The 25,683-nt window shown below is 34.2% G+C and carries 27 protein-coding genes; 9 read left to right on the top strand and 18 right to left on the bottom strand.

Going from position 1 to position 25,683, the window contains the following annotated elements; genetic code table 11:
- The first annotated feature begins 124 nt into the window (after positions 1–124).
- A complete protein-coding gene (gene secDF / locus H611_RS0103585; protein WP_027137056.1) occupies positions 125–3,106 on the top strand; it encodes a protein translocase subunit SecDF in 2,982 nt (993 codons plus the stop codon).
- A 331-nt stretch (positions 3,107–3,437) separates the two neighbouring features.
- On the opposite strand, the gene H611_RS0103580 is transcribed toward secDF, so the two are convergent.
- Genes H611_RS0103580 through H611_RS0103560 form a run of 5 tightly spaced genes read right to left on the bottom strand, consistent with a single transcriptional unit; the run spans position 3,438 to position 7,611 of the window.
- Entirely contained in the window at positions 3,438–3,887 is a 450-nt protein-coding gene (locus H611_RS0103580) for a DUF192 domain-containing protein (RefSeq protein ID WP_035483304.1), read from the bottom strand.
- Positions 3,888–3,930: 43 nt separating this feature from the next.
- Complete coding sequence (gene lgt, locus H611_RS0103575) at positions 3,931–4,860, bottom strand: prolipoprotein diacylglyceryl transferase (protein ID WP_027137054.1); 930 nt, start codon at positions 4,858–4,860, stop codon at positions 3,931–3,933.
- Positions 4,861–4,909: 49 nt separating this feature from the next.
- A complete protein-coding gene (locus H611_RS14985) occupies positions 4,910–6,067 on the bottom strand; it encodes a peptidylprolyl isomerase (protein WP_084158133.1) in 1,158 nt (385 codons plus the stop codon).
- Positions 6,054–6,599, bottom strand: coding sequence for a gliding motility-associated peptidyl-prolyl isomerase GldI (gldI, locus tag H611_RS0103565; RefSeq protein WP_027137052.1), 546 nt, complete (start codon positions 6,597–6,599; stop codon positions 6,054–6,056). The genes H611_RS14985 and gldI overlap by 14 nt, the downstream gene beginning before the upstream one ends.
- Entirely contained in the window at positions 6,592–7,611 is a 1,020-nt protein-coding gene (locus H611_RS0103560) for a DHH family phosphoesterase (protein WP_027137051.1), read from the bottom strand. Before H611_RS0103560 ends, gldI begins: the two co-directional genes overlap by 8 nt.
- A 157-nt stretch (positions 7,612–7,768) precedes the next feature.
- Between H611_RS0103560 and H611_RS0103555 the strand changes: the two genes are divergently transcribed.
- Positions 7,769–8,188: a nucleoside-diphosphate kinase gene (locus H611_RS0103555; protein WP_027137050.1), complete on the top strand. Its 420-nt coding sequence runs from the start codon at positions 7,769–7,771 to the stop codon at positions 8,186–8,188.
- 81 nt (positions 8,189–8,269) lie between these two features.
- Here the strand turns inward: H611_RS0103555 and H611_RS0103550 are convergent, their stop codons facing one another.
- From H611_RS0103550 to recF, 4 genes are all read right to left on the bottom strand, one after another.
- Positions 8,270–8,461, bottom strand: coding sequence for a cold-shock protein (locus H611_RS0103550; protein ID WP_027137049.1), 192 nt, complete (start codon positions 8,459–8,461; stop codon positions 8,270–8,272).
- A 149-nt stretch (positions 8,462–8,610) separates the two neighbouring features.
- Positions 8,611–8,802, bottom strand: coding sequence for a cold-shock protein (locus tag H611_RS0103545; protein ID WP_027137048.1), 192 nt, complete (start codon positions 8,800–8,802; stop codon positions 8,611–8,613).
- A 96-nt stretch (positions 8,803–8,898) separates the two neighbouring features.
- The gene (locus H611_RS0103540) at positions 8,899–9,195 is read right to left on the bottom strand and encodes a DUF721 domain-containing protein (protein ID WP_027137047.1); all 297 of its coding nucleotides are present in this window, start codon (positions 9,193–9,195) and stop codon (positions 8,899–8,901) included.
- Positions 9,196–9,310: 115 nt separating this feature from the next.
- A complete protein-coding gene (gene recF, locus H611_RS0103535) occupies positions 9,311–10,393 on the bottom strand; it encodes a DNA replication/repair protein RecF (RefSeq protein WP_027137046.1) in 1,083 nt (360 codons plus the stop codon).
- A gap of 138 nt (positions 10,394–10,531) precedes the next feature.
- Between recF and H611_RS0103530 the strand changes: the two genes are divergently transcribed.
- The 7 genes from H611_RS0103530 (at position 10,532) to H611_RS0103495 (ending at position 17,000) form a co-directional block, all read left to right on the top strand.
- Entirely contained in the window at positions 10,532–11,302 is a 771-nt protein-coding gene (locus tag H611_RS0103530) for a tetratricopeptide repeat protein (protein ID WP_027137045.1), read from the top strand.
- A gap of 3 nt (positions 11,303–11,305) precedes the next feature.
- Positions 11,306–11,791 carry a 6,7-dimethyl-8-ribityllumazine synthase gene (gene ribH / locus H611_RS0103525; protein WP_027137044.1) on the top strand — a complete coding sequence of 162 codons (486 nt, stop codon included), beginning with the start codon at positions 11,306–11,308 and terminating at the stop codon, positions 11,789–11,791.
- A 413-nt stretch (positions 11,792–12,204) separates the two neighbouring features.
- On the top strand, positions 12,205–12,489 hold the full coding sequence (locus H611_RS0103515) for a hypothetical protein (protein ID WP_027137042.1): 285 nt from the start codon (positions 12,205–12,207) through the stop codon (positions 12,487–12,489).
- A gap of 3 nt (positions 12,490–12,492) precedes the next feature.
- Positions 12,493–14,355, top strand: coding sequence for a DNA mismatch repair endonuclease MutL (mutL, locus tag H611_RS0103510; protein WP_027137041.1), 1,863 nt, complete (start codon positions 12,493–12,495; stop codon positions 14,353–14,355).
- A gap of 3 nt (positions 14,356–14,358) precedes the next feature.
- Complete coding sequence (locus H611_RS0103505; protein ID WP_027137040.1) at positions 14,359–15,105, top strand: rhomboid family intramembrane serine protease; 747 nt, start codon at positions 14,359–14,361, stop codon at positions 15,103–15,105.
- The gene (locus H611_RS0103500) at positions 15,105–15,941 is read left to right on the top strand and encodes a rhomboid family protein (RefSeq protein ID WP_027137039.1); all 837 of its coding nucleotides are present in this window, start codon (positions 15,105–15,107) and stop codon (positions 15,939–15,941) included. Before H611_RS0103505 ends, H611_RS0103500 begins: the two co-directional genes overlap by 1 nt.
- 36 nt (positions 15,942–15,977) lie before the next feature.
- On the top strand, positions 15,978–17,000 hold the full coding sequence (locus tag H611_RS0103495) for an endonuclease/exonuclease/phosphatase family protein (RefSeq protein WP_027137038.1): 1,023 nt from the start codon (positions 15,978–15,980) through the stop codon (positions 16,998–17,000).
- A gap of 1 nt (position 17,001) precedes the next feature.
- Here H611_RS0103495 and H611_RS13925 read toward each other — a convergent pair whose 3' ends face one another.
- The 9 genes from H611_RS13925 to H611_RS0103455 all read right to left on the bottom strand — a co-directional run bounded on the left by H611_RS13925 (position 17,002) and on the right by H611_RS0103455 (position 25,683).
- Positions 17,002–17,310 (bottom strand): DUF6122 family protein, encoded by a 309-nt coding sequence (locus H611_RS13925; RefSeq protein ID WP_035483301.1) that lies wholly within the window; start codon positions 17,308–17,310, stop codon positions 17,002–17,004.
- Positions 17,310–17,933, bottom strand: a complete 624-nt coding sequence (locus H611_RS0103490; RefSeq protein ID WP_027137037.1) for a WbqC family protein — start codon at positions 17,931–17,933, stop codon at positions 17,310–17,312. The genes H611_RS13925 and H611_RS0103490 overlap by 1 nt, the downstream gene beginning before the upstream one ends.
- 37 nt (positions 17,934–17,970) lie before the next feature.
- The gene (gene lepB / locus H611_RS0103485) at positions 17,971–19,551 is read right to left on the bottom strand and encodes a signal peptidase I (protein WP_027137036.1); all 1,581 of its coding nucleotides are present in this window, start codon (positions 19,549–19,551) and stop codon (positions 17,971–17,973) included.
- Between the two features lie 65 nt (positions 19,552–19,616).
- Positions 19,617–20,321 (bottom strand): 4-hydroxy-tetrahydrodipicolinate reductase, encoded by a 705-nt coding sequence (gene dapB / locus H611_RS0103480; protein ID WP_027137035.1) that lies wholly within the window; start codon positions 20,319–20,321, stop codon positions 19,617–19,619.
- 2 nt (positions 20,322–20,323) lie between these two features.
- Complete coding sequence (locus tag H611_RS0103475) at positions 20,324–20,941, bottom strand: DUF5683 domain-containing protein (protein WP_027137034.1); 618 nt, start codon at positions 20,939–20,941, stop codon at positions 20,324–20,326.
- On the bottom strand, positions 20,931–21,839 hold the full coding sequence (locus tag H611_RS0103470; RefSeq protein ID WP_027137033.1) for a ParB/RepB/Spo0J family partition protein: 909 nt from the start codon (positions 21,837–21,839) through the stop codon (positions 20,931–20,933). Before H611_RS0103470 ends, H611_RS0103475 begins: the two co-directional genes overlap by 11 nt.
- Positions 21,840–21,841: 2 nt before the next feature.
- Entirely contained in the window at positions 21,842–22,606 is a 765-nt protein-coding gene (locus H611_RS0103465; RefSeq protein WP_027137032.1) for a ParA family protein, read from the bottom strand.
- 314 nt (positions 22,607–22,920) lie between these two features.
- Complete coding sequence (scpA, locus tag H611_RS0103460; RefSeq protein WP_027137031.1) at positions 22,921–25,044, bottom strand: methylmalonyl-CoA mutase; 2,124 nt, start codon at positions 25,042–25,044, stop codon at positions 22,921–22,923.
- A complete protein-coding gene (locus tag H611_RS0103455; RefSeq protein WP_157515039.1) occupies positions 25,045–25,683 on the bottom strand; it encodes a hypothetical protein in 639 nt (212 codons plus the stop codon). It lies immediately after the preceding gene.

Raw genomic sequence — 25,683 nt, 5'->3', positions numbered from 1 at the left:
ATTAAAAAATAAAGAATTACAACACGTAATTTTTTAGACTTTCATACATTCAATTAACCAAATTTAAAGGTTAAAATGCCGAGTACAGTAATACTATAAGGTGTTTTAACGAAACATTAAAAACATGCAAAATAAAGGATTAGTAAAATTATTTGCTGTTTTATTCGGATTAGTAAGTATTTATCAGCTTTCATTCACGTTTAAAGCAAGTCAAATAGAGCGTAATGCCGAGGAGATGGCAATTAATAAAATCTCTGAAGATGAAGAGAATTACCGCGCCAAGCGTAGTGCCGAGGAGATTGAATATTTAGAAAGTATCGCTAATGATACCGTATTCAATATTGGAATTGCAAAGTTCACTTATAATGATGTGAAAGCAAAAGCCATGAACCTTGGATTAGATTTAAAAGGTGGTATCAATGTAATTCTTCAGGTGTCTGTAAAAGATATCTTAAAAGGATTAGCAAATCACAGTAAAAACCCTGTTTTCAATAAGGCCTTAGATGATGCTTCTGCACTTCAAAGAGAAAGTCAGAATACGTATTTACAGGATTTCTTTATTGCTTTCGATAAAATTAAAGGTGATACAAAATTAGCCTCACCAGATATCTTTTATACGAAGGCATTAGATGGAGAGATTGACGGTACTATGACCGACGATCAGGTTAAAAAAGTAATTGAAACAAAAATAGATGAGTCTATTGTTTCGGCTTTTGAAGTATTACGTAAGCGTATCGATGAGTTTGGTGTTACATCTCCAAACATTCAGCGTTTAGGAGATTCTGGTCGTATCCTTGTAGAGTTACCGGGTGTTAAAGATGTTGAAAGAGCAACAGCTTTATTACAAAGTACGGCTCAATTGGAGTTTTGGGATGCATACAAAGGCGAGCAATTTTTTAACTTTTTAATACAAGCTAATGAAACGTTAAAAGATATTGTTAAGGTTGATGCGGATGAAGAAGCTCCAAAAAGTGCCGATGAAGAATCTGCAGATGATTCTACCATTGATGATCTATTAGGAGATGCCACAACCGATTCTACAGAAGTGAAAACTGTAAATCCAATTTTCGACTTACTTCGAGGACAAGGTTACCAGGGAGGTCCTATCGTGGCTCGTTTTGCGGCTGAAGATAAAGCAACTGTTTTAGAGTATTTAAATATGCCTCAGGTAAAATCATTATTACCTGCTGAATTACGTTATGTGAAATTTGCTTTTGGTAAGCCAGAAAAAGATAGCGAGTTAGTAGATTTATATGCCTTAGTCGGTAACAGAGATAATACTCCTGAATTAAGTGGTGCTGTAGTTACCGATGCTCGTAATGCATTCGGACCAACAGGAAAACCAACGGTATCTATGCAAATGAATGCAAAAGGTGCGAAGATTTGGGAAGAAATGACCGGAAGAGCTTATTCTCAAGGTAGTCAGATTGCTATTGTTTTAGATAACGTGGTGTATTCTGCTCCAGGAGTTACTTCAGGTCCTATTTCTGGTGGAAACTCAGAAATTTCTGGAAACTTTACTTTAAATGAAGCAGTCGATTTAGCAAACGTTTTACGTGCAGGTAAATTACCGGCGTCGGCAGACATTATTGCAAGCGAAGTTGTAGGACCTTCTTTGGGTCAGGAAGCTATTGATAGTGGTACAATGTCGTTTATGATTGCTTTAGTATTAGTGCTGTTGTGGATGGTGTTTTACTACGGTAAAGTAGGTGCTTTTGCCGATATTGCAATGTTATTAAACATCTTGTTAATCTTCGGAATCCTTTCTGGATTAGGAGCAGTATTAACATTACCTGGTATTGCCGGTATTGTGTTAACTATTGGTATGTCGGTGGATGCTAACGTACTTATATTTGAGCGTATACGTGAAGAAATAACTAAAGGTAAGGGACAAAAAGAAGCTATTCAGGATGGATTTAACAATGCCTTATCTTCAATTTTAGATGCCAATATTACTACTGGGTTAACAGCGTTAATTTTATTTGTATTTGGTACAGGACCCATTAAAGGTTTCGCAACAACTTTATTAATTGGTATTGGTACATCGTTATTTACGGCTATATTCATTACCAGATTATTAATCGACTGGTATGCTAACCGTGGTGGTAATTTAGATTTCTCAACAGCGCTTACTAAAAACTTATTTAGAAATATTCATATCGAATTCTTAATTAAGCGTAAAGTAGCGTATATCGTTTCTGGAACTATCATTGTTTTAGGTTTAGGGTCGTTATTTACTAATGGATTAGATCAAGGGGTTGATTTTGTTGGAGGTAGAACTTACCAGGTTCGATTTGCTGAAGACGTCAGTGCTTCTGAAATTACAGCGAAATTAGTAGACGTTTTTGGAAGTGCTAATGCTAAGACTGTAGGTAGTGCAAACCAATTAAAAATCGTTACTAAATATAAAGTAAATGAAACGGGTACCGAAGTTGATGAAGAAATCAGATCTGGTTTATATAACGCTTTACAACCATATTTAGATGGTATAACTTACGAAGAGTTTATAGATAATACCAATCAGAATAAGCAAGTTGGTATTATGGAATCATTTAAGGTGAGTCCTACAATTGCAGATGATATTAAACAAGCATCATTCTGGGCTATTTTAGGGTCTTTAATAGTGGTGTTCCTATATATCTTATTCCGATTCAAAAAATGGCAATACTCTCTTGGAGCGGTTGCAGCCGTATTCCATGATGTATTAATCGTATTAGGTGTATTCTCTATTACTTATAAATTTATGCCTTTTAGTATGGAAATCGATCAGGCGTTTATTGCGGCTATCCTTACAGTAATTGGGTATTCGTTAAATGATACTGTGGTGGTTTTCGATAGAATTAGAGAGTACTTTAACGAGCACACTTCTTGGGAATTTAAACGTGTTGTAAACGAATCTTTAAGTAGTACCTTGAGTAGAACTTTAAACACCTCTTTAACTACATTAGTGGTATTACTTGCAATCTTCATTTTTGGTGGAGATTCAATTAGAGGCTTTATGTTTGCCTTAATAGTTGGTGTAATTGTGGGTACTTATTCATCATTATTCATTGCAACTCCTGTAATGTTTGATGCGGTTAAGAAATTAAATAAAAAGAAAAACTAATAAGTAGTTTTTAATAATTTAAAAAGCCTGTCAATATCAATATTGACAGGCTTTTTTTATGCAAAGTCATAATGTATTGTTTTATAAGTTGAAAGGTTTTGATCTAAATGATGTGGTTAGAATTAGGGGTGTAAACCAAAGTGTGTTTTGTTCAGTATTAAAGACAAATACTAAGACTTATAAAACACGTTTTAAGAGACTTTATTAATTTAACAGATATATTTTAGGAGGAAGAATTGGTGTTTTTAAGTCTTATAAAAACTTACTGTTTTTTTTGACTGAAAACCTAAAGTGCTATTAGATACATGAATCTTATAACGATAAAATAAATTTAGAGAGTAGAGTAGGCAATACTATCAGAAACCTTTAAATTCCACATATCAGATAAGCCTGCATTAATTTCTAACACGTATTTAGCCGGGAAATTAGAAGGAAGTGAACGTTCATCAAAAGGTTTTGCGTTTTTTTGAAAGCTTACTATTTTATTGTTTGGATCGATGTAAATAATGTCTAAAGGAATGTGGGTATTTTTCATATAGAAATAACGTTCGGTAACGTCTTCAAAAATAAATAACATTCCTTGATATTGTTCCATAGAGTCTCGATACATTAATCCGGTTTGAATCTCATAATCGGTATTGGCTATTTCAATATCTAAGTTAATTGTTGAGCCATCGGATTTAAATATTTTGAGTTCACCCTCCTTTTTGAAGCTAACTTTGGTTCGATTTACTGTTTTATTGTGCTCCTTACATGAAATCAAGCCTAACGTCAATAGCATTAGGCTTGTTAAAAGGTTAATATGTAATCTGGGCGAATTCACCTTATTTTACTCGTTGTTTTGGTTTGTATACAAACATAAAGTATAAACCAATTAAAATAAACGGAATACTTAACCACTGGCCAGTATTTAGTCCGAACCAGTTAATATATTCCTCTCCTTGTGGTTCCTTTACAAACTCTACAAAGAATCGAATGGTCCATAGTAGAATTAAAAATAGCCCAAATAAGAAGCCTGTTTGTTCTCTTTTTGATGTTTTAGAATAGAAATACCATAATATTAAGAATACGAAAACATAAGAGAATGATTCGTATAATTGAGCAGGGTGTCTGTAAGGCACAGCATCCAGCAAATTTTGAAATTGTGGGTTGTTGGTCACGGCATTATAAGCCTTTTGTGGGTCACGGATACCTGTTAGCTGTACAATTTCCCTTTTATAATATTCGTCCTGAATGAAACGAACACCAAAAGCCGAATCCGTAATTTTTCCAATAATTTCAGAATTTATAAAGTTACCTATTCTAATAAATATGGCTCCTGAGGCTACAGATATAACCACCCGGTCTAAAATCCATAAAAGCGATTTGTATTTATATTTTTTGCGGTATAAATACATACCGATGATAATCCCGATGGCAGCACCATGGCTAGCTAAGCCCTGAAAACCGGTAAATTCTATGCCGCCTTTAAATTTAAATGGCAAAAATATGCTGAAAAAATCTTCGGAGATCAATTCAGATTGATAGAACAGAACATGGCCCAATCGGGCACCAATCATAGTTGCTAAAACGGTATATATAAAAAGTGGATCTAAATATTCTAAGGAAACTTTTTCTTTTGTAAAAATGCGTTTCATGATGTACCATCCTAATATAAATGCAATCACCCACATTAAGCTGTAAAAGTGTAATTTAAAATTTCCGATGATATCGATGCCGGAAACTGGATTCCAATCAAATTTTAATAAGTACATAAAGTTTTATTTTGTTTTAGGATGATTTTTATAATTTCTTAGTCTATTTTTATTTGAGTAATTCTAAAATTTCTACTTCAAATATCAAGTTGGATTTTGGTTTTATACCTCTGTTACCTGTTTCGCCATAAGCAAGGTGATAAGGAATAAATAAGGTGGCTTTATCTCCAACCTGTAGTTGTTGTAGTCCTTCTTTAAAACCTGCTATCATGCGTGCATTTGGGCTGATGTCTGCCTCTAAAGGCTGGTAACCATTGGCTAATTTGCGTTGTTCGTTAAGCGCGCCATTGGCTTCTGCAGTTTCTAATTTACTGGTATCAATGAGTTTGCCGTCTTCATAATATACCGAATAATGGGTAAGTACTTTGGAATTTGAAGTTAAGGCTTCACCCGAACCCTTTTCTGTAATGATATACTGCAGGCCGGAAGGTAAAGTAATGGCTTGAGATTGTTGTTTTTCAAATCGCTCTTTACAAGCTTTAATAATAGCAGCTTCTTTTTCGGCTTTTACTTTTTCTTCATGTTCTACTTGTGCAAAATGCGCTTTAAAAACTTTTGGAGCATCAAATGATTTAACGCTGCGGCCTTTTCTTATAATGTTTAACTGTTCGATAATATCGTTTTTTTCAATAGAATCTATAACTTCCAAGCCTAGAACAATTTCTCCAAATACCGTGTGACAACTTACACGTCGACCAGAACAGTTTTTTAAAATATTATTGTCATCATATGCATCTAACCAAGGGGTTGCCTTGTGTGTTATGTAAAATTGACTGCCGTTTGAATTTTGACCGGAATTAGCCATGGCTAGAATGCCTTTTTTAGTATGTTTTAAACTCGGGTCGAATTCATCATTAAAACGATATCCTGGATTACCAGAGCCATCACCATTCGGATCGCCGCCCTGAATCATAAAATCATTAATAACGCGGTGGAATTTAAGTCCATTATAGAATGGTTTATCTAAATATTTTTCATCAACTAAAGTGTTTTCTCCTTCTGCAAGCGACACAAAGTTAGCCACTGTTACAGGTGTTTTATCGTAGGCTAATTTCGCAACCATAACACCTTTATTTGTTACAAATTCGGCGTATAAGCCATCTTCAAGCTCTGGATATTGCGCTTTACAAGCGGATAATGTAATTGTAAGAACGAGAATTAAGAATTTAAATGATTTAAAAACAAAGGACATGTTAATTATTTTCATTTTTTGTAATAGAGTTAAGAGTAACTTCACAGACTAAGGGCGTATTTCGACCTATTTTATTCTCATCGCCATAATAACCGTATGCTTTTTGAGAAGGGAAAAGAAACGTAACCGTTTCACCAGATTTCATGAGTTTTAATCCTTCACGTAACCCGGTAAATAGTTCCTCTTTATCCATAACATAGGTTTGCGTTTTCAGGTCTTCGATAGAATATATTAATTGGCCTTTTAAAGTTTTTAAACTGTAGTTGTAGTTTACCAAATCTCCAAATTCTGGAGTTGTAAGGCTATCAGAATCAATTTTATTGTTGTAATAATACCAAAACCCGCTTTCTGAGGCGAAGTACGTATGGTGCTTTTGGTCAGTCATTATTTTTTCAATAAGAGCCTGTTCTTTAGCGTTTAATGTTTTATTACGCTCTACGGAAGCATCTATAAATGAGCCAGATTTAACAGATATGGGGCGACGAGCTTCGGGAGATTTACATCCTATAGCTAATATTAAAACGATTAAAATGAGTAATTTATTCATTGTTTAGGGCGTTATTATAACTAGGCAATATACTAATAAATTTCTCAACAGTTTCTTCTAATGTAGATTCACTTCGACCTCCAGCGGCATTTATATGTCCTCCTCCATTAAAATATGATCTGGACATATCGTTTACCGAAAAGTCACCTTTAGAGCGTAAAGAGATTTTTATGATGCCTTCCTGTTTGTCTTCAATAAATATAGCCGCTAAAACAATATTATTCAAGGATAGCCCATAATTAACAATACCTTCGGTATCTCCTTTTTTATAATCAAATTTGTTTAATTCATCCTGCGATAAGGTTATATAAGCAGTTTTATACTCCGGCAAGACTTTTAAGTTTGATAATGCACAACCTAACAATTGTAACTTTTGGTAACTATTTGTGTCGTATATGTTATTATGAATTTCAGAATTCTTAGCTCCTTTATCAATTAAATCAGCTATAATCCGGTGCGTTTTACTAGTTGTACATGGAAACCTAAATGAGCCGGTATCTGTCATTATTCCAGCATACAAACAAGTTGCTACATCAGGATTAATGAGTTCATTATCTCCAAGCATATCTATAAAGTTATACACCATTTCGCAGGTAGAACTCATGGAGACATCACTATAAGTAAAATTAGGATATGGATCTGGTGCCTGGTGGTGATCGATCATGATTTTAATCGCCTCACTTTTAGAAAGAATGCTTTCCATATTACCAGCACGATGTAAAGCATTAAAATCCAGTGTAAATATAATGTCGGTGTCTTGTGTTAATGTACTACAAACCTCTGTTTGAGTATCATATTTTAAAATACTGTTTTCACCAGGCATCCATTTTAAAAAGTGTGGATATTCATTAGGTGAAATAACTTTGACATCATGATTTAGTTGGCATAAGTAATGGTATAAACCCAAGGTAGAGCCAATAGCATCACCGTCAGGATTTTTATGCGGAACAATAATGATTTTCTTTTTACTTGATAATAAGCTCTTTATGTCGGTGATATTTACTTTATTCATAGGGAACGAATATACAATTTTTTTAAAATTGGAGGGGCTTGTTTTTAATGATAAATAGCGTACTTTTGCACGAAAATTAAAGGATTTTCGGATGTAAGCAGGCTTTACAAAGTTTGTGTCTGAATATTTTAAAAGCGATAAAAATTAAATAAATAAAATGGCAACAAACAGAACGTTTACAATGTTAAAGCCAGATGCTGTTGAAAAAGGACACATTGGCGCAATCTTAGAAAAAATTTCAGCTTCAGGTTTTAGAATTGTGGCAATGAAATTAACCCAAATGACAAAGGCAGATGCAGAGGCTTTTTATGCAATACATAATGAGCGCCCATTTTTTGGTGAGTTAGTAGAATATATGACTCGTGGACCAATAGTAGCAGCTGTTTTAGAAAAGGAAAATGCCGTTGAAGATTTCAGAACTTTAATAGGTGCAACAAATCCAGTAGATGCTGCAGAAGGTACTATTAGAAAATTGTACGCAGCTTCAATTGGTGAAAATGCGGTACATGGAAGTGATAGTGATGAAAATGCAGCGATAGAAAGTGCATTTCATTTTTCAGGTAGAGAGATGTTTTAAGACATTTTGATACTAATAAAAATTAAAATCCCGCAACAATGTTGCGGGATTTTTTGTTTCAAAAAAATTAAATAGTATATATTAAATTACTTTTACATTTACTGCGTTTAATCCTTTTTTACCTTCTTTCAGTTCAAACTCAACGTTATCGCCCTCGCGAATCTCGTCAATTAATCCTGAAATGTGAACGAAATGTTCTTTTTGCGAACCTTCTTCAATAATAAAACCGAAGCCTTTTGAGTCATTGAAGAATTTTACTGATCCTGTAATCATGTTAAAATTATTAGTTATTAATATTATAAAAATATGTAAAAAAAAATATCAATAAATAATTTGAACTACTTTTTTTATAAAAAGTTTAAAACAAAAAAAGCTATCAATTTAATTGATAGCTTTTCGTGTAATTGTTAAAGTATATGTTGTTAGACTACTTTTACGTTTACGGCGTTTAATCCTTTTCTACCTTCTTGTAGATCGAATTCAACTACATCACCTTCACGAATTTCATCGATAAGTCCAGAAATGTGTACGAAATGTTCTTTGTTGTTGTCGTCTTCAACGATGAATCCAAAACCTTTAGAGTCATTGAAGAATTTTACGGTACCTTTACTCATTGTATTTGTTATAAAAAATTAAGCAACAAAGGTACACTAAATAATAATAGCTTGTTGTTTTATTTTCGTTTTTCTTTAGAAAAGTTTTTATTCTAATTATCTTAGAATCAATTTTTTAATTATTTCCTTGCCTAAAGCTTCGTTAAGCATGTCGATAATTTTTTGTCTGCCATAGCCCAATTCTTCCCTTAAAACACTGGAGTTCAGTTGAACATAAAGCGTATCGCGTTCTAGATTTATGGCTTTGGTGTAATTGTTAACACCGTTTCCCATTAGTTCTGCCCAGGCATCGGCTACATTAACTTTATTTAAACCTTTTTCTAATTTGTTGGTTTCTACAAATTCCTTCAGCGCATCAGAAATGCTAATATGTTCATTGTTACGTTTTGCCATTGGATGGGTGTTAGGAGTGGTAAAGGTAATAGGTTTTGCAGGTCTATTTGAAATAATTTTTCAACAGGCAGTGTGTTTGGAGTTGAAAAATTGTGAATAAGTACTGATTTTGTAATTATGATAGTCTGAAAATTTCATAGGACTGATGAGCCTGCTTCACGGCATTTTCTGTGCGATCGGTATGGGTATCACTAATAAATAACTGACCGAAATTTTTATCGTCTACCAATTTAATAATTTGAGCAACACGATTTTCGTCTAGTTTATCAAAAATATCATCAAGTAATAGAATGGGATTTACGCCACTTTGAGCTTTAATGAAATCGAATTGCGCAAGTTTTAAGGCGATTAAAAAGGATTTTTGTTGTCCTTGGCTGCCAAATTTTTTAATGGGATGACTTTCAATATTGAATTGTAAGTCGTCTTTATGAATGCCAACGCTGGTATACTGTAGACTTTTATCTTTATTAAGGTTTTTCTGTAAGAGATTGTTTAAATGGTCTTCGGATAAATCACTTCTGTATAGGAGGTCAACTGTTTCTTTTCCATTACTGATGGCTTCGTGTCTGGCTTTGAAAATTGGGATAAAGTCTTCAAGAAAATTTGCTCGTTTTTCATAAATTAAACTGCCATACTCGTTTAATTGGGCGTTGTAAACTTCAAGTGTATCTTTATTAAAGGTATGGTTCAATGCAAAATATTTTAATAAAGCATTTCGCTGAGCTAGAATCTTATTATAATTTATAAGGTGATTCAAATAATTTTTGTCACTCTGCGAAATAACACTGTCTATAAATTTTCTACGTGTATCACTACCTTCAATAATTAAATCACGGTCGGCAGGTGAAATTATTACAAGAGGTAAAAAGCCAATATGTTCACTGAATTTTTCATAGGGTTTACCGTTGCGTTTAATAACTTTTTTTTGCCCACGTTTTAAGCTAATTACAATTTTTTCATCTTTGTTATCTTTAATGTAGTCGCCATTAATTACAAAGAAATCTTGGTCATGCTTAATGTTTTGAGATGCCACAGGATTAAAATAACTTTTACCAAACGATAAATGGTAAATAGCATCGAGTACATTTGTTTTTCCAATGCCATTATTCCCAACAATACAGTTTATTTTGTGATTAAACTGAAAAGTTTTGCTTTTAAAATTTTTGTAATTGAGTAATGACAGGGATGTTAAAATCATAAAATTATTAGCTTAAACCCAACAATAAGCGCAGACTGTTTAAAAGGCGGTGCAAATTATTGAAAAATATCAAATAATTTAGCTTTTAGATATGAAGAAAAATTATATTTTTGCGACACATTAATATAGACAACATAAATGGCGACATATAACAAAAGAGGTTACAAACCAAAAACGAAGGTAGAGAAAGAGCACGATATCGAAGAGGGGTCAACAACGGCAGAGGTATTTAATACGCTTGATGAGACGGCTTCAAAAACAGAACTTTTTGTTGAAAAGAATCAAAAACTTATTTTAATCTTTATCGGTGTTGTAGCTGTTGTGGTTTTAGGGTACTTAGGGTTTAATGAGTTTATATCAAAACCTAAGCAGGAAGCTGCAATGAATGATATGTTCCAGGCCCAGAAATATTTTAACGAAGCCGTTAATGGTGTAGAGCAAGATTCTTTATTCAATTTAGCATTGAATGGTGGAGAAGGTAAATATGGTATGCTGGATATTATTTCAGAGTATAGTGGAACACCTTCTGCGAACCTTGCTAATTATTATGCAGGTACAGCTTATTTACGTTTGAAAGATTACAAAAATGCTGTGGAGTATTTAAGTAAGTTTAAAAGTGAAGATGAAATTTTAGCTCCTTTAGCTAAAGGTAATATTGGAGATGCTTTTGTGCAATTAAATCAACCAGAAGATGCGTTAGATTATTATGAAGAAGCAGCTTCTATGCGTAATAATGATTACACAACGCCCATGTACTTGTTTAAGGCAGGAACTATAGCTTTAGAATTGGATAAGGCTGGTAAAGCTCTTGATTTCTTCGAAAAAATAAAAGAAGAGTATCCTAATTCTACCGAAGCAGGAAAAGTAGATGTGTTTATTGGTAAAGCAAAAGTATTAGCAAGCAAATAAAATATGGCTACGGCAAATAAAAATTTATCGGATTACGATAAGAAAACAATCCCAAACGCGAGTAAATTTCGGTTTGGGATTGTTGTTTCAGAATGGAATGACACTATTACCGAGGGGTTGTTTGAAGGGGCTTATAATGTGTTAATCGAGAATGGGGTTCTGCCTGATAATATCATACGTTGGGATGTACCTGGTAGTTTCGAACTTATCTATGGTTGTAAAAAAATGCAGGATCATATTGTCGATGCTGTCATTGCTATAGGTTGTGTTATACAAGGGGAGACAAAACATTTCGACTTTGTTTGTGAAGGGGTTACACAGGGGATTAAAGACTTAAATGTTTTGCATGAAACGCCGGTTATTTTCTGTGTACTTACAGATAATAATATGCAACAGTCTATCGATCGTTCCGGAGGTATACATGGTAATAAGGGAACCGAAGCTGGTATTGCGGCTATAAGAATGGCTAACTTGCGCCATAATTTCTAAAAATTAGTTCTTAGTATAAATTTGTCCCTTATTTTGTTTAAAAGCTCGTTGATGGCTTAAATTTATTAAGCTTATAGCAATTTGTTGTTAACAATTTTTAGCAAGGCCTCTGCTTCATTCTCCCTATTTTTAAGTATTTTTGAAGTATAAGATGCGGTATTTTGTTTAAACAACGTAAAAATAAAACCTTTAATTATCGACCAAGATTTTCTAAGGAAAACCAAGAATTAGATGATTTCGAGACATCTCGAATTCGCAGTTTTTCTGACAAATGGAACGCTTCACGTGGTAATAATCAAAAAAAACGAGGAGGCATGTCAATTCGTACCTTAATTATAATTTTGGTACTATTATTGATTTGTATGTATATATTAGAAACAAAGTACATGTAAACTTTGTAAAGTCTTAAAATTATGGGTCTTTTAAAAACACGAAAAAATAAAAAGTTTAATTATACACCACGTTATTACAATAATGACGGAGAGGGTAGTCCTTATGAAATTAAACATAAATTTGATCATTTTAGAAAGACCGTTGGACCAAATACCGGATTAAAAACTAAATTTATTAATGCTTTAGACGATTTTAAAAATAATCCAGATAAAGAAGTGAACAAACGTATTTTAATTATCGTTTGTGTACTTATACTGGTATTTCTTTTTATTATCGATTTCGATTTATCTATATTTTTTAAATAATACATGGCCGATATAATACAGCTATTACCTGATCATGTTGCAAATCAAATAGCAGCCGGAGAAGTTGTTCAGCGTCCGGCATCTGTGGTAAAGGAGTTATTGGAAAATGCCATTGATGCGAATGCGACTCAAATTAAACTTATAATTAAAGATGCGGGTAAAACTTTAGTTCAAGTTATAGATAATGGCAAAGGTATGAGTGCAACTGATGCCAGATTAAGCTTCGAACGTCATGCGACATCTAAGATTAGGAGCGCCGAAGATTTATTTCAAATTAATACAAAAGGATTTCGTGGAGAAGCTTTAGCGAGTATTGCTGCGATAGCTCATGTAGAGTTAAAAACGAAACAAGAGTTAGACGATATTGGTCACACCATAGAAATTGAAGGTAGTGAAGTGGTGTCACAAGATGTAGCCGTAGTGCCAAACGGAACGTCTATTTGTGTTAAAAACCTGTTCTTTAATATTCCCGCACGACGAAATTTTTTAAAGTCGAACAATGTAGAATTAAGACATGTGATTGATGAGTTTCATCGTGTCGCTTTGGCACACCCTGACATAAATTTCATGTTTTATAATAATGGGAGTGAAAATTTTAATTTGCCTTCTGGTAATTACAGGCAACGTATCGTAAATATTTTTGGTAATAGAACTAATGAAAAATTAGTGCCTGTAGAGGAAGATACTGAGGTGCTTAAAATTTCAGGCTTTGTTGGTAAGCCAGAATATGCCAAGAAGACTCGTAATGAACAGTATTTTTTTGTTAATAATCGCTTTGTGAAAAGTGCTTATCTAAATCATGCCATAAGTTCAGCTTTCGATGGTCTGCTTAAACCAGGAACACATCCTAGTTATTTTTTAAAACTAAGTGTAAATCCGGAGACGATTGACATTAATATTCATCCGACCAAAACTGAAATAAAGTTTGATGACGAGCATACGTTGTATGCCTTATTGCGTTCTGCCGTAAAACACAGTTTAGGGCAGTTTAATATTGCACCTGTTTTAGATTTTGATCGTGATTCCAGCCTTGATACGCCTTACGATTACTCAAAAAAACCTACAATAACCCCTACTATTGAGGTCGATAAAACCTTTAATCCTTTTAAAGAAGAGGCCTTGTCAGGGGTTCGTGTGGCAGCGGCCCGAGGTGGTGCTTCAAAGGATTCTCCCAGTTGGGAAAGTTTGTATGTCGGACTTGAATCTAAGAGTAATGAGCATGAGGATGATGACTTTAAGGGGGTTGAGTTTGAAAGTGAAGAAACTACGGAAACTATTTTTACAGAAGATAATGAGGTAGAAAAAATTCAAACGACGTATCAAATTCATAACAAATATATTGTTAGTACTATAAAATCTGGCATTTTGGTCTTAGACCAACATCGTGCGCATCAACGTATATTGTATGAAGATTTTCTCCGAAATATGACAATTAAAGAAGGGGTGAGTCAGCAGTTATTATTTCCACTGCAGCTTCACTTTTCAAGTCATGAGGTTCATATCATTGAAAACCTTATGGAAGACTTAACTCATATTGGATTTATATTTTCGAATATAGATGAAGATCTTGTTGAAATAACTGGTGTTCCTGTGAGTGTGCCGGAAAGTGAGGTGTCTATTATTTTGGAACAGCTTATCAGTGATGTGGAAAATGAGGTGCCTGAAAGTAATTTTAGTGCTACCGATTTATTAGCGAAGTCATTAGCTAAAAGTTTAGCAATAAGAACAGGGCAATCGCTACAAAGAGAAGAACAGGAACATTTGGTAAATAAATTGTTTGCATGTAAAGAGCCAAGTGTTTCACCAACTAACCGTACAACATTCATAACAATGAGTGTCGAGGAGTTGGATAAAAAATTTATTTAGTATATGATAAGAATTTCCGAAACCGTAAAACATCTAATAATTATTAATGTTATTGTGTTTATCGGTACCCTAACCATAAGTAATGGCGTTTTTTATGAATGGTTTGCCTTGTATTTTCCTAAAAATCCGGCTTTTCAACCTTGGCAAATTGTTACACATATGTTTATGCATGGAGGCATAACACATATTCTTTTTAATATGTTTGCATTATGGATGTTTGGTACGCCAGTAGAACAGATGTTAGGAAGTAAACGCTTTTTATTTGTTTACTTTTCAGCAGGATTAGGTGCTGTACTTTTACAATTAGGGTATTATTATTTTGAATACGTTCCAAGTTTTAACAATTTAATTGCCTCAGGATTATCTTCAGATCAAATCACCCAAATGCTCTCTACTAATAAAGTAATGGGTAATATTTCTAAGGCTCAATTAATGGAATTGCAAAATATATTTCCTGTTTTCAATGGAAGTATGGTAGGTGCTTCAGGTTGTATTATGGGAGTTTTGGTAGCTTTTGGTATGCTAAACCCGAATGCAGAACTAATGTTAATTTTTTTACCAATACCAATAAAAGCGAAGTATTTTATTCCGGGAATTATTATTTTAGATTTAATATCTGGTATTACAGGGCAGTCATTCTTTAGTCCTAGTAATACGGCCTATATGGCGCATGTTGGAGGCGCTTTAGCAGGTTTTATTATTATGTGGTACTGGAAGAAAAATCAATTTAATCAAAATCGCTGGTATTAATGAGTAGCTTGTTAGACGACGTAAAATATAAATTAAAACGGCTTAATGTTCTTGAGAAAATCATTGTAGCTAATGTGGTAATCTTTGTTTTAGGATTGATATTAAGGCGTTACATGGTTTGGTTAGAATTACCGAGTGATGCAGGCGATTTCATTCTCAAGCCTTGGAGTATCATTACATATGCATTTATACATTACGATTTTATTCATATTCTGTTTAATATGCTTTGGCTCTACTTTATAGGGCAAATGTTTTTGAACTTGTTCAGTCCTAAAATGGGACTAAGCATTTATTTTTTAGGTGCTATCAGTGGTGGTTTATTATATATGCTTAGTTATACATTGTTCCCAACGGTATTTGGTGTGAGTTCGTCTTTAGTTGGAGCCTCAGCTGCTATTAGAGCCTTGCTTATTTTTATATGTGCTTATTTGCCTTATCAGGAAGTACGTTTTTTCACCTTTAACATAAAACTATGGTATATAGGATTAGCAATTGTTATTTTGGATGTAATTGGTTTGTTTGGGATTAATGCTGGTGGGAATTTAGCGCATTTAGGGGGGGCTTTATTGGGCTTTGTTTATGCAAAACAATTAACTAAGGGACATGATATAGGGAAGGGATTTGGTGAATTTTTGAGTAATATTAAATGGACAAGAAAGAGACCATTAAAAACGGTTCATAAAAATAAAGCCAAAATGGCTGGTTATCAAGGTTCCGATTTTAATGAATTTAATAATCAAAAGAAAATAGATGTTATCTTAGATAAGATTAGTAAAAGTGGTTACGACAGTTTAACAGCAGAGGAAAAGGAATTTTTGTTTCGTGCAGGTAAATAATTTAGTGTTTTAAGTATTAATCGCTGGATGTTTTAAATGAAAAACTTAAGTATTATAAATAAATTTATCTATCTGCTAAATGTAATAGTGGCCGTGGTACTTTTGTTTTCTTATGTATTGCCTTTTTTTCCGCCTAAAACCTTCGCAATACTTTCAGTATTAAATTTAGGAGCCCCTTTTCTAATCTTAAGTAATTTGTTGTTCTTCATTTATTGGTTGATAAAATTAAAGAAAGAGCTTATTTTATCCCTTCTGGTGTTGGGTATAGGTTATGTGTTTTTTGGGTCTATTTATAAGTTTTCTTCATCAAATAACAAGGAATTGAGCAATACTATTAAAGTGATGAATTATAACGTACGTCTCTTTAATTTATACGACTGGATTCCTGAACAAGGTATTGATACTAAAATAGTGAACTTTGTAAAGGAGCAAGCGCCGGATGTGTTGTGTATTCAAGAATATCATCCAGGTAAAGCAGTAGATTTGTCTTTTTTTAAATATAAATTTGAGCAGGTATCGGGAAATAAAACGAAACATGGTCAAGCCATATTTTCAAAATTCCCAATTATTAATTCGGGATCCGTTGAATTTCCAAACACCCCGAATAATGCTATATTTGTAGATATTGTTAAGGATATAGATACCTTGCGAGTATATAACGTGCATTTGGAATCTTTACGAATCACAAAAGATATTGAACATTTTAAGAATGAAGATTCCGAACGATTAATCAATCGGGTAGGGAGTACGTTTAAAAGGCAACAAGAGCAAACGGAACTATTTTTAGAGCATAAAAAAGCCTGTAAGTATCGAATGGTTGTGTGTAGTGATTTAAATAACACGGCATTTTCCTATGTTTATAGAGAAATTAAAAGTAATCTAAATGATAGTTTTCGGGAAGCTGGACATGGTTATGGAAGCACTTATGATTTAAAATTTTTTCCTGTAAGAATAGACTATATTTTTGTCGATAAATCCTTTACCGTAAATAGTTTTAAAACTTATTACGAAAAATACTCCGACCACTATCCTATAATGGCTTCTCTGTCTATTAATTAGGTTACATAAAACTGCAATCTACCGTATCGGAAATAATGTGTAGAATTAAGCCCAGACCTACTAATCGGGTCTTTTTAATGCTGCTTAGAATACTATAGACAATAATCGCGTAATAGCTATGTAAAGGATGAAAATTAATACTACAGCGGTTTGGTGAGAATACAGGAGTAGCCAATAGGTGGTCGATATCAATCCATATACCTGAAAGCATAATTAAAAATGCTATTTTCCATTGACTTTTAAAAAATAGGAGTGCCACTACTAGAGGAAGAAACACATGGCAACTGTAATGAACGAGAGGTTGAAGCATTACGGAATGGTTAAAGTTTGTTCTTCAAGATAGGTTAGGGCATTAGGGCCTTCATTAAAAAGTAAATCTAAGATACTCAGGTTTGAAATGAAGCCGTGTTTTTCACTGAACACTTGTGTGTATTCGGTAAATTTGTATTCTGGTTCTTTTTTCGCATGGACTAAGTAACGACAATCCTTAACATTAGCGGGTTCTTTTTCAAATATTTCATTTTTTGACATAGGAATATCTAGCTGTAAACAATCTAAAATCGTTTGGAAGCACTTTAAATTAAAGTCTAATAAATATTCCACCTTTTCATGAAATAACGGGTAAAGCTCATCCTCATAATATTCAAAAAAGGGAGAGGTTCTATAAGCCGACAGTAGAGATTTCCAATGCAAACTTTGCCAGTTTTCCTCATTAAAAACCTTAACCTCGTGGTATTTTAATCGGTTCTTTTGTGAGAATATTACCGGAATATTAAGCGCTAATTTGCCATTAGCACCATAAATATAAGCGCGGTTTCTATAGGTTTGTTTTACAAAGTTATCCTGAACTTCCAAAATCACATGTTCTGCGGCTGCAATAGCAGAAAAATGTGCAATACTCGGAAAGTATGTTGGATGAATTAATATATTCATTGGTGTTAATAACTTCGGTTACCTAAGAATTTTAACGTTAATTCTTCGTTTTTTTGTGTTGTCTGTATTTGTTAAATCCTAAATAACCAAATAATAGCACTAAGAAAGGAATTAAATATGATGTTGGTTCACCACTTCCTCCAACGGTCGTGAAGAAACGTTCCCAACGTGGACTTTTACCATCCCAACTCATCCAAATAAATACAGGTTTACCAACAACATGATCGAAGGGTACAAATCCCCAGGCACGGGCATCTATAGAATTATGACGGTTATCTCCCATCATCCAATAGTAGTCCTGTTTAAAAGTGTAAGTATTGGCAACTTCACCATTAATTAATATTTGATTGCCTTTAACTTGTAGAGTATTGCCTTCGTATTCGGTAATAACGCGCTTGTAGAGAGGTAGTACATCTAAATTAATAGCGATGGTTTTTCCAGCTTCGGGAATGTATAACGGACCAAAGAAATCGGTATTCCAGTTATAATTAGGATCGTGCGGGAAAATTTTAGAATCTCGTACGCCTTTTTCCTGAATGATAGGAGTAATACTAGCAACGTTCGGGTGGTTTTTAAATTTCGATAAAGCCTCATCTGAAATAGCCGAGAAATAATAGGTGTTATTTTGGTTTGCTATGCCTATGCCAAAGCCATCCGTAATGTCATACCGTTCTTTTAAATAGGCCGGGTTAAATTGATTGGTTTTCGGCTGCACATAATAACTGAATTGTAAATGCGCTCGGTCTGGCAGCACATTTTTTTCGCCATTAATGTATACAAAGCCATTGCGAACTTCTAAAGAATCTCCAGGTACGCCCACACATCGTTTTACCAGATTGGTTTTTTTATCAATAGGTTTATAGTAATTTCTGTCAGGATGAAAATTATTCATATCTAACAGGGTATCGGCGGGCTGGTTGAACACAACAATATCGTTGCGTTCAATGCTTTCAAAACCAGGAATTCTTAAGTAAGGAAGTTGTAATTTGTTTTTCCAAGATTTGCTGCCTTTGTGGTCGTCAAATAAATACGATTTTGTTTTTAATACGGGAATAGTATCATGTACCATAGGTGCTCCAACCGTGGTCATAGGAACACGTGCACCATAATGAAATTTACTTACAAATAGGAAATCGCCAACTAACAAAGATTTTTCTAAAGATGATGACGGAATAGTAAATGGCTGAATAAAATAGGTGTGTACAATAGTGGCAGCTACAATAGCAAATAAAATTGAACTTGTCCATTCCCCCGATCCAGATTTTGGAGTTAGGCTGCGGTTTTCTATGTATGATATCTGTGCCGCATAATTCAAATAATAATTATAAAAGCCTAAAGTTGCTACGGCTAGAAAGGTGTCTAAATAACTGTTCTTGCCAAAACTGCGTGCGGTTTCTACCCAAATAACTGCAAACATAATAAGGTTTACAATGGGTAAAAACAATAGTATAACCCACCACCAGGGGCGGTTAATTATTTTCATTAAAACAATACCGTTATAAACAGGAACAAAGGCTTCCCATGCTTGTTTACCGGCTTTTGTGTATAATTTCCAGGTGCCTAAACCATGAATTACCTGAATTATTAAAATAAAAACAAACCACTGCGTAAGCGTCATAATAGAAAATATTTAATTGTTAGTTTGTAGCAAAACCATTTGGTTAGTTACAGTTTGAAATGATGTTAACCAATGTTTAACACATCGTTCATGGTAAAAATGCCGGTTTTACCAACAATCCACTCCGAAGCAACAACAGCACCTAAGGCAAAGCCTTGTCTGTTATGGGCAACGTGTTCAATTGTTATGGTGTCAACTTCACTCTCGTAAGTTACGGTATGGGTTCCTGGAACATCTTCGATACGTTTCGCTGCAATTGGAATGACCTGATTGCCTGATTCCTCTAATTTCCATTGGTTATAATTACTGTTATTAGCAATGATGTCGTTAGCTAAAGAAATAGCTGTTCCGCTAGGGGCATCAAGCTTTTGAGTATGGTGAATTTCTTCCATACTCACATTGTACTGCTTTAAGGCAGTCATCATTTTCGCTAAAGTTTTATTTAGTTCGAAAAATATATTAACTCCCAAACTGTAGTTCGAAGCGTAAATAAAAGCTCCATTTTTTTCTTTACATAAAGCTACGGCATCATCATATTTGTCTAACCAACCTGTGGTTCCTGAAATTACGGGAACGCCATTGTTTAAACAATTAGAGATGTTATTATAGGCCACAGTAGGGATGCTGAAATCAATCGCAACATCAGCTATGGTAATGTCATAATCCTTATCATCTTTATCTACTTTTAGAACAATTTCATGTCCACGATTTATGGCAATTTGCTCAATGGTTTTACCCATTTTTCCGTATCCTAATAAAGCAATTTTCATATTTAAAATCTAAAATTTAATGTTAATCCGAGATTTCCATTGGCGTTAATCTCATCAATTTTATAATGTGGTGCTACCGATAGGCGCTCATCAACATTGTATTGTAATAAGTGCGCATCCACGTTGGCATCAATAATATTTAAGGCATAAATTCCCAGCGTAACCAAAATTGATATTTCTTTGTTTTTCCGGTAGAATTTCTGTGCGCGCTCCAGGCCTTCTGTAGTTACCCTGGGGGTTTCTAATTGATTTCCTTCCGGGTCGAAATAAAACTCATCGGTTTTGTTACCAGCCAATCGGCTTTTGTAAGCATCTCGGTAACGGTGATATTCTTTATTGTTGTTTATGTAGAAGTAAGTTCCCGTACCTAATGCGGCATAAACAAGAGGTATTTTCCAATATTTTTTATTGTAAGCTTGCCCTAAACCAGGTAATACGGCAGAATAAAAAGCCGCTTTAGCGGGTGAAAGCGGATTTATTGGAGTCGTTACAATCTCAGATTCTGAATCGAGAATAACTTCTTCAGGAAGTTTGTCTTTTTTTGCTTTTTTTTCCTGAGCTGATAAACAGAAACAAAATAAAAATGATAGAATACTGGTTATGACGAGCTTATTTGTCACCTTCAACTAATTTTTTAATACGTTTAAAATCTTCCTCAGAATGAAAAGGAATAGTAATTTTTCCTTTTCCATTTTTAGAAACTTTAACGTCAATTTTATGTCCAAAGTATTCTGAAAAAGAGCCAATACCTTCTTTTATATAGGAAGGAATGCTGGTTTTCACTGTTTTTGGTGCTACTTTAACCTCGTTTGTTTCGTTATAATTACGAATTAAGTTTTCGGTATCGCGTACCGACAATTCGTTAGAAAGCACTTTTTCGTAAATATCTAACTGTATCGTCTGGTCTTCAATACCAATTAAAGCGCGGCCATGTCCCATAGATATAAATCCATCGCGCATACCAGTTTGAATAATCGGGTCTAATTTTAGAAGACGTAAATAGTTGGTAATGGTTGACCGTTTTTTACCAACACGCTCACTCATTTGTTCTTGAGTTAAATTAATTTCGTCAATTAGTCGCTGGTAAGATAATGCAATTTCTATTGGGTCTAGATCTTGACGCTGTATGTTTTCAACCAAGGCCATTTCTAACGATTCCTGGTCGTTTGCAATTCTTATATAGGCAGGAATAGTCTCTAAATTTAATAATTTAGAAGCGCGATAACGACGTTCTCCAGATACCAACTGGTATTTATTAAAGCCTAGTTTTCTAACGGTGATTGGTTGGATAATTCCCAACTCTTTTATAGAAGATGCTAACTCACGAAGTGATTCTTCACTAAAGTTAGAACGTGGTTGAAACGGGTTAACTTCAATAAAATCTATATCTAGCTCAATGATATTGCCAATAACTTTATCGGCACCTTTATCTTGAACCGATTGAATGTCGTTATTTGGATCTTTTAATAGAGCCGATAATCCTCTCCCTAAAGCTTGTTTTTTAGTTGCCTTAGCCATAATTACTCATTTTTATTGATAATTTCCTTTGCTAAACTCAAGTAGTTTGTAGCTCCTTTGCTCGCGGCATCATAGTTTATAATACTTTCCCCATAACTTGGAGCTTCACTAAGCCTTACATTTCGTTGAATGATGGTTTGAAAAACCATATCGTTAAAATGCTTTTGTACTTCTTCTACCACTTGATTAGAAAGTCTTAACCTAGAATCGTACATGGTTAGTAATAACCCCTCGATATCCAGATCCTTGTTATGCACATGCTGAACACTTTTTATGGTGTTTAATAATTTTCCTAATCCTTCTAAAGCAAAGTATTCACATTGTATTGGAATAATTACAGAATTAGCAGCTGTAAGTGCATTTAGTGTTAATAATCCCAGAGAAGGTGCACAATCGATTAAAATAAAATCATAATCGTTTTTTACTTCTTCTAAGGCGTTTTTTAGCATATATTCTCTGGCTTCTTTATCTACAAGTTCTATTTCTATAGCTACTAAATCGATATGTGCCGGAATAATATCTAAATTAGGTGTTTCTGTTTTAATAATAGCCTCTTTTGCCGAACTAGAATGTTCAAGTAATTGGTAGGTTCCTACTTCAACAGTTTCGACATCAATTCCTATTCCAGAAGTTGCATTTGCTTGAGGGTCAGCATCTATAAGTAATACTTTTTTTTCCAGAACGCCAAGAGAAGCCGCTAAGTTTATCGATGTTGTTGTTTTACCAACACCGCCTTTTTGGTTAGCAATTGCAATAATTTTACCCATTAAATGATTTGGTTTTAGTAGCGGTAAAAATACAACTATTTGCGAGTATAAAAAATGTTACTTGTTAACAGTTTTTTTTAATCGAAACTGCCTATTGTAAATTAAATTGTATATTATTTAAATTGGGTTATGTTATGGGACGAGTTAAATAAGACATTTTTATTTACTCCATTAGTGCAAGTCTATATCTAATGTGTTTCATGTCAGATAATTCGCTTAAAAGGGATTACGTTGTTGTTTGATATCTTGTTTGTTAATAAGTTTTACCTTGTTATATTCAAATCCAAAAATTAAGATTGTAAATCAAGAATGTTTTAGTCAATTAAAATATTTAAAATTTTTATAGCAGTGTCACTAATTTTTGTTCCAGGACCGAATACGGCTATAGCACCAGCGTCAAAAAGAAAAGTATAATCTTGCTTAGGGATAACACCTCCTACAATAACCATGATGTCCTCGCGATTATAAGATTTCAGGGCTTCAATAACCTGCGGAACGAGGGTTTTATGTCCGCCAGCTAAAGATGAAATGCCCAAAATATGCACATCATTTTCTACCGCTTGCTTAGCGACTTCCTCTGGAGTTTGAAAAAGCGGACTGATGTCGACATCAAAACCAATATCGGCATAACTTGTGGCTACTACTTTGGCACCCCTGTCATGTCCGTCCTGTCCCATTTTTGCAATCATAATGCGTGGGCGTCTACCTTCTTGGCTGGCAAAAGTATCGGCTAATGCCTGAGCTTTTTTAAAGCTTTCATCGTTTTTTATTTCTTTGCTATACACTCCGGAAACTGATTTGTTTTGTGCTTTGTATCGTCCATAAATCTTTTCTAAAGCAAGACTAATTTCACCTAAGGTTGCTCGTTCACGAGCAGCCTCTACAGCTAAAGCTAATAAATTTTCACTTCCTGATTGTGCCGAAGCGGTTAATTTTGCAAGTATGCTATTAACTTTTTTTGTATTTCTGGAATGTTTAATCTGGTTTAAGCGCTCAATTTGTGAATTTCTAACGGACTGATTATCGACTTCTAGGGTCGTTATAGGGCTTTCTTTGTCTAATTGGTATTTGTTTACACCAACTATAATATCACGACCAGAATCTATTCGAGCTTGTTTTTTAGCAGCCGAGGCTTCAATTCGCAATTTAGGAATACCGGCTTCAATAGCTTTGGTCATGCCTCCTAAACTTTCAATTTCTTCAATTAAATTCCATGCTTTATGTGTGATGTCACTAGTCAGTTTTTCAACGTAATAACTACCGGCCCAGGGGTCTACCGTTTTAGTGATTTTAGTTTCTTCTTGCAGGTATATTTGCGTGTTTCTAGCAATGCGAGCAGAAAAATCGGTAGGCAAAGCAATAGCCTCATCTAAGGCATTGGTATGGAGGCTTTGGGTGCCACCAAAAACCGCAGCAGCAGCTTCGATTGTGGTTCTGGCAACATTATTAAAAGGGTCTTGTTCTGTTAAGCTCCAACCACTTGTTTGACAATGGGTGCGTAGGGCTAAAGATTTTTCATTTTTCGGATTAAATTGTTTTACCAGCTTAGCCCAAAGTATTCTGGCAGCTCGCATTTTGGCAATTTCCATGAAATGATTCATGCCAATGCCCCAGAAAAACGAAAGTCGTGGCGCAAAAGTGTCAATATCCATCCCTGCTTCCAGTCCTTTGCGAATATATTCCAAGCCATCAGCTAAAGTATAGGCTAATTCAATATCTGCCGATGCTCCTGCTTCCTGCATATGATACCCAGAAATACTTATACTGTTGAATTTAGGCATATTTTTACTGGTATATTCGAATATGTCAGCAATAATTTTCATGGATGGGGTTGGCGGGTAGATATAAGTATTACGAACCATGAATTCTTTTAGGATATCATTTTGAATGGTGCCTGAAAGTTGTTCTGGTTTAATGCCTTGTTCTTCGGCAGTAACAATATAAAACGCCATGATAGGCAATACAGCTCCATTCATGGTCATTGAAACCGACATTTTATCTAAAGGAATTTGATCGAAGAGTATTTTCATGTCTTCAACCGAATCGATAGCAACACCTGCTTTTCCAACATCGCCAACAACGCGTTCATGGTCACTATCGTACCCCCGATGGGTGGCTAAATCGAAAGCAACAGAAAGTCCTTTTTGTCCAGCTGCTAAATTGCGCCTGTAAAAAGCATTACTATCTTCAGCCGTTGAAAATCCGGCGTATTGTCTTATTGTCCAAGGTCTTTGAACATACATAGTGCTATAAGGGCCTCTGAGAAAAGGTGGAATACCAGCTCCGAAATTAAGATGTTCTAAATCTTCAATATCATGATTTGTATACACCGATTTAAGCACGATGCCTTCCGCAGTTTCTAAGGTGTTTCCTGACGCAATATTTGTATTCGGGTAGGACGGTTTTAAGGTGATATGTTGCAGGTCTTTTCTAGTCATCTATTTTTTTGGCGTTTGATTAAAATCAACAGCTGATTCTGGCTTATCAAAATTTACTTTCGAAAAATCGATACCAAAGAGTTTAGCATAATATAAATCGAAAGCAATGTAAGTAGCTAAATATTTATCAGATAAAGCCTGTCTGTATTGGGTACTTAGAGGTGCTCCAAATAATTTCGGACTCATACTATTTGTTGAAATAAGAGCGTTTAAGGTAGTTTTTAAATGTTTATTCTGCATGTTGATTGAGATGCATTCAAGTAGTGGGCCATTATAGTTTAAATGACTTGACGGGTTATTAGCATCCCAAAGGTTATTCTCGTTTTTTAGAGCTTCAAAAACGTTTAAACTATGTTTAGAAATAATCTGGTCGTATTTCGCACGATTACCTGTCGCATCACGAACAAATAGATTATATGCCTGAACTAATGTTGTATTACTTCTGTTTGATTTATAATAATTTAAAATGTCGTCCTCAAAGCTGTATAAAGCTTCATTAAATAACTGTGAATTTAATTCAGGACAAGTAATAAGTGCTTTTTTGTCACTGTATTTAAAATCTTGAAATGTTTCTTTTTGTTTGCAGTTTAAAAAAGTAATAGCTAATAAAAATGCAATAAATTTAAATGTTGAATTCAT

Origin of the sequence: Gaetbulibacter saemankumensis DSM 17032, from assembly GCF_000425645.1 — a bacterium.
In the GTDB taxonomy this organism is placed as follows: domain Bacteria; phylum Bacteroidota; class Bacteroidia; order Flavobacteriales; family Flavobacteriaceae; genus Gaetbulibacter; species Gaetbulibacter saemankumensis.
This window is presented reverse-complemented; position numbering and strand designations above follow the sequence as displayed.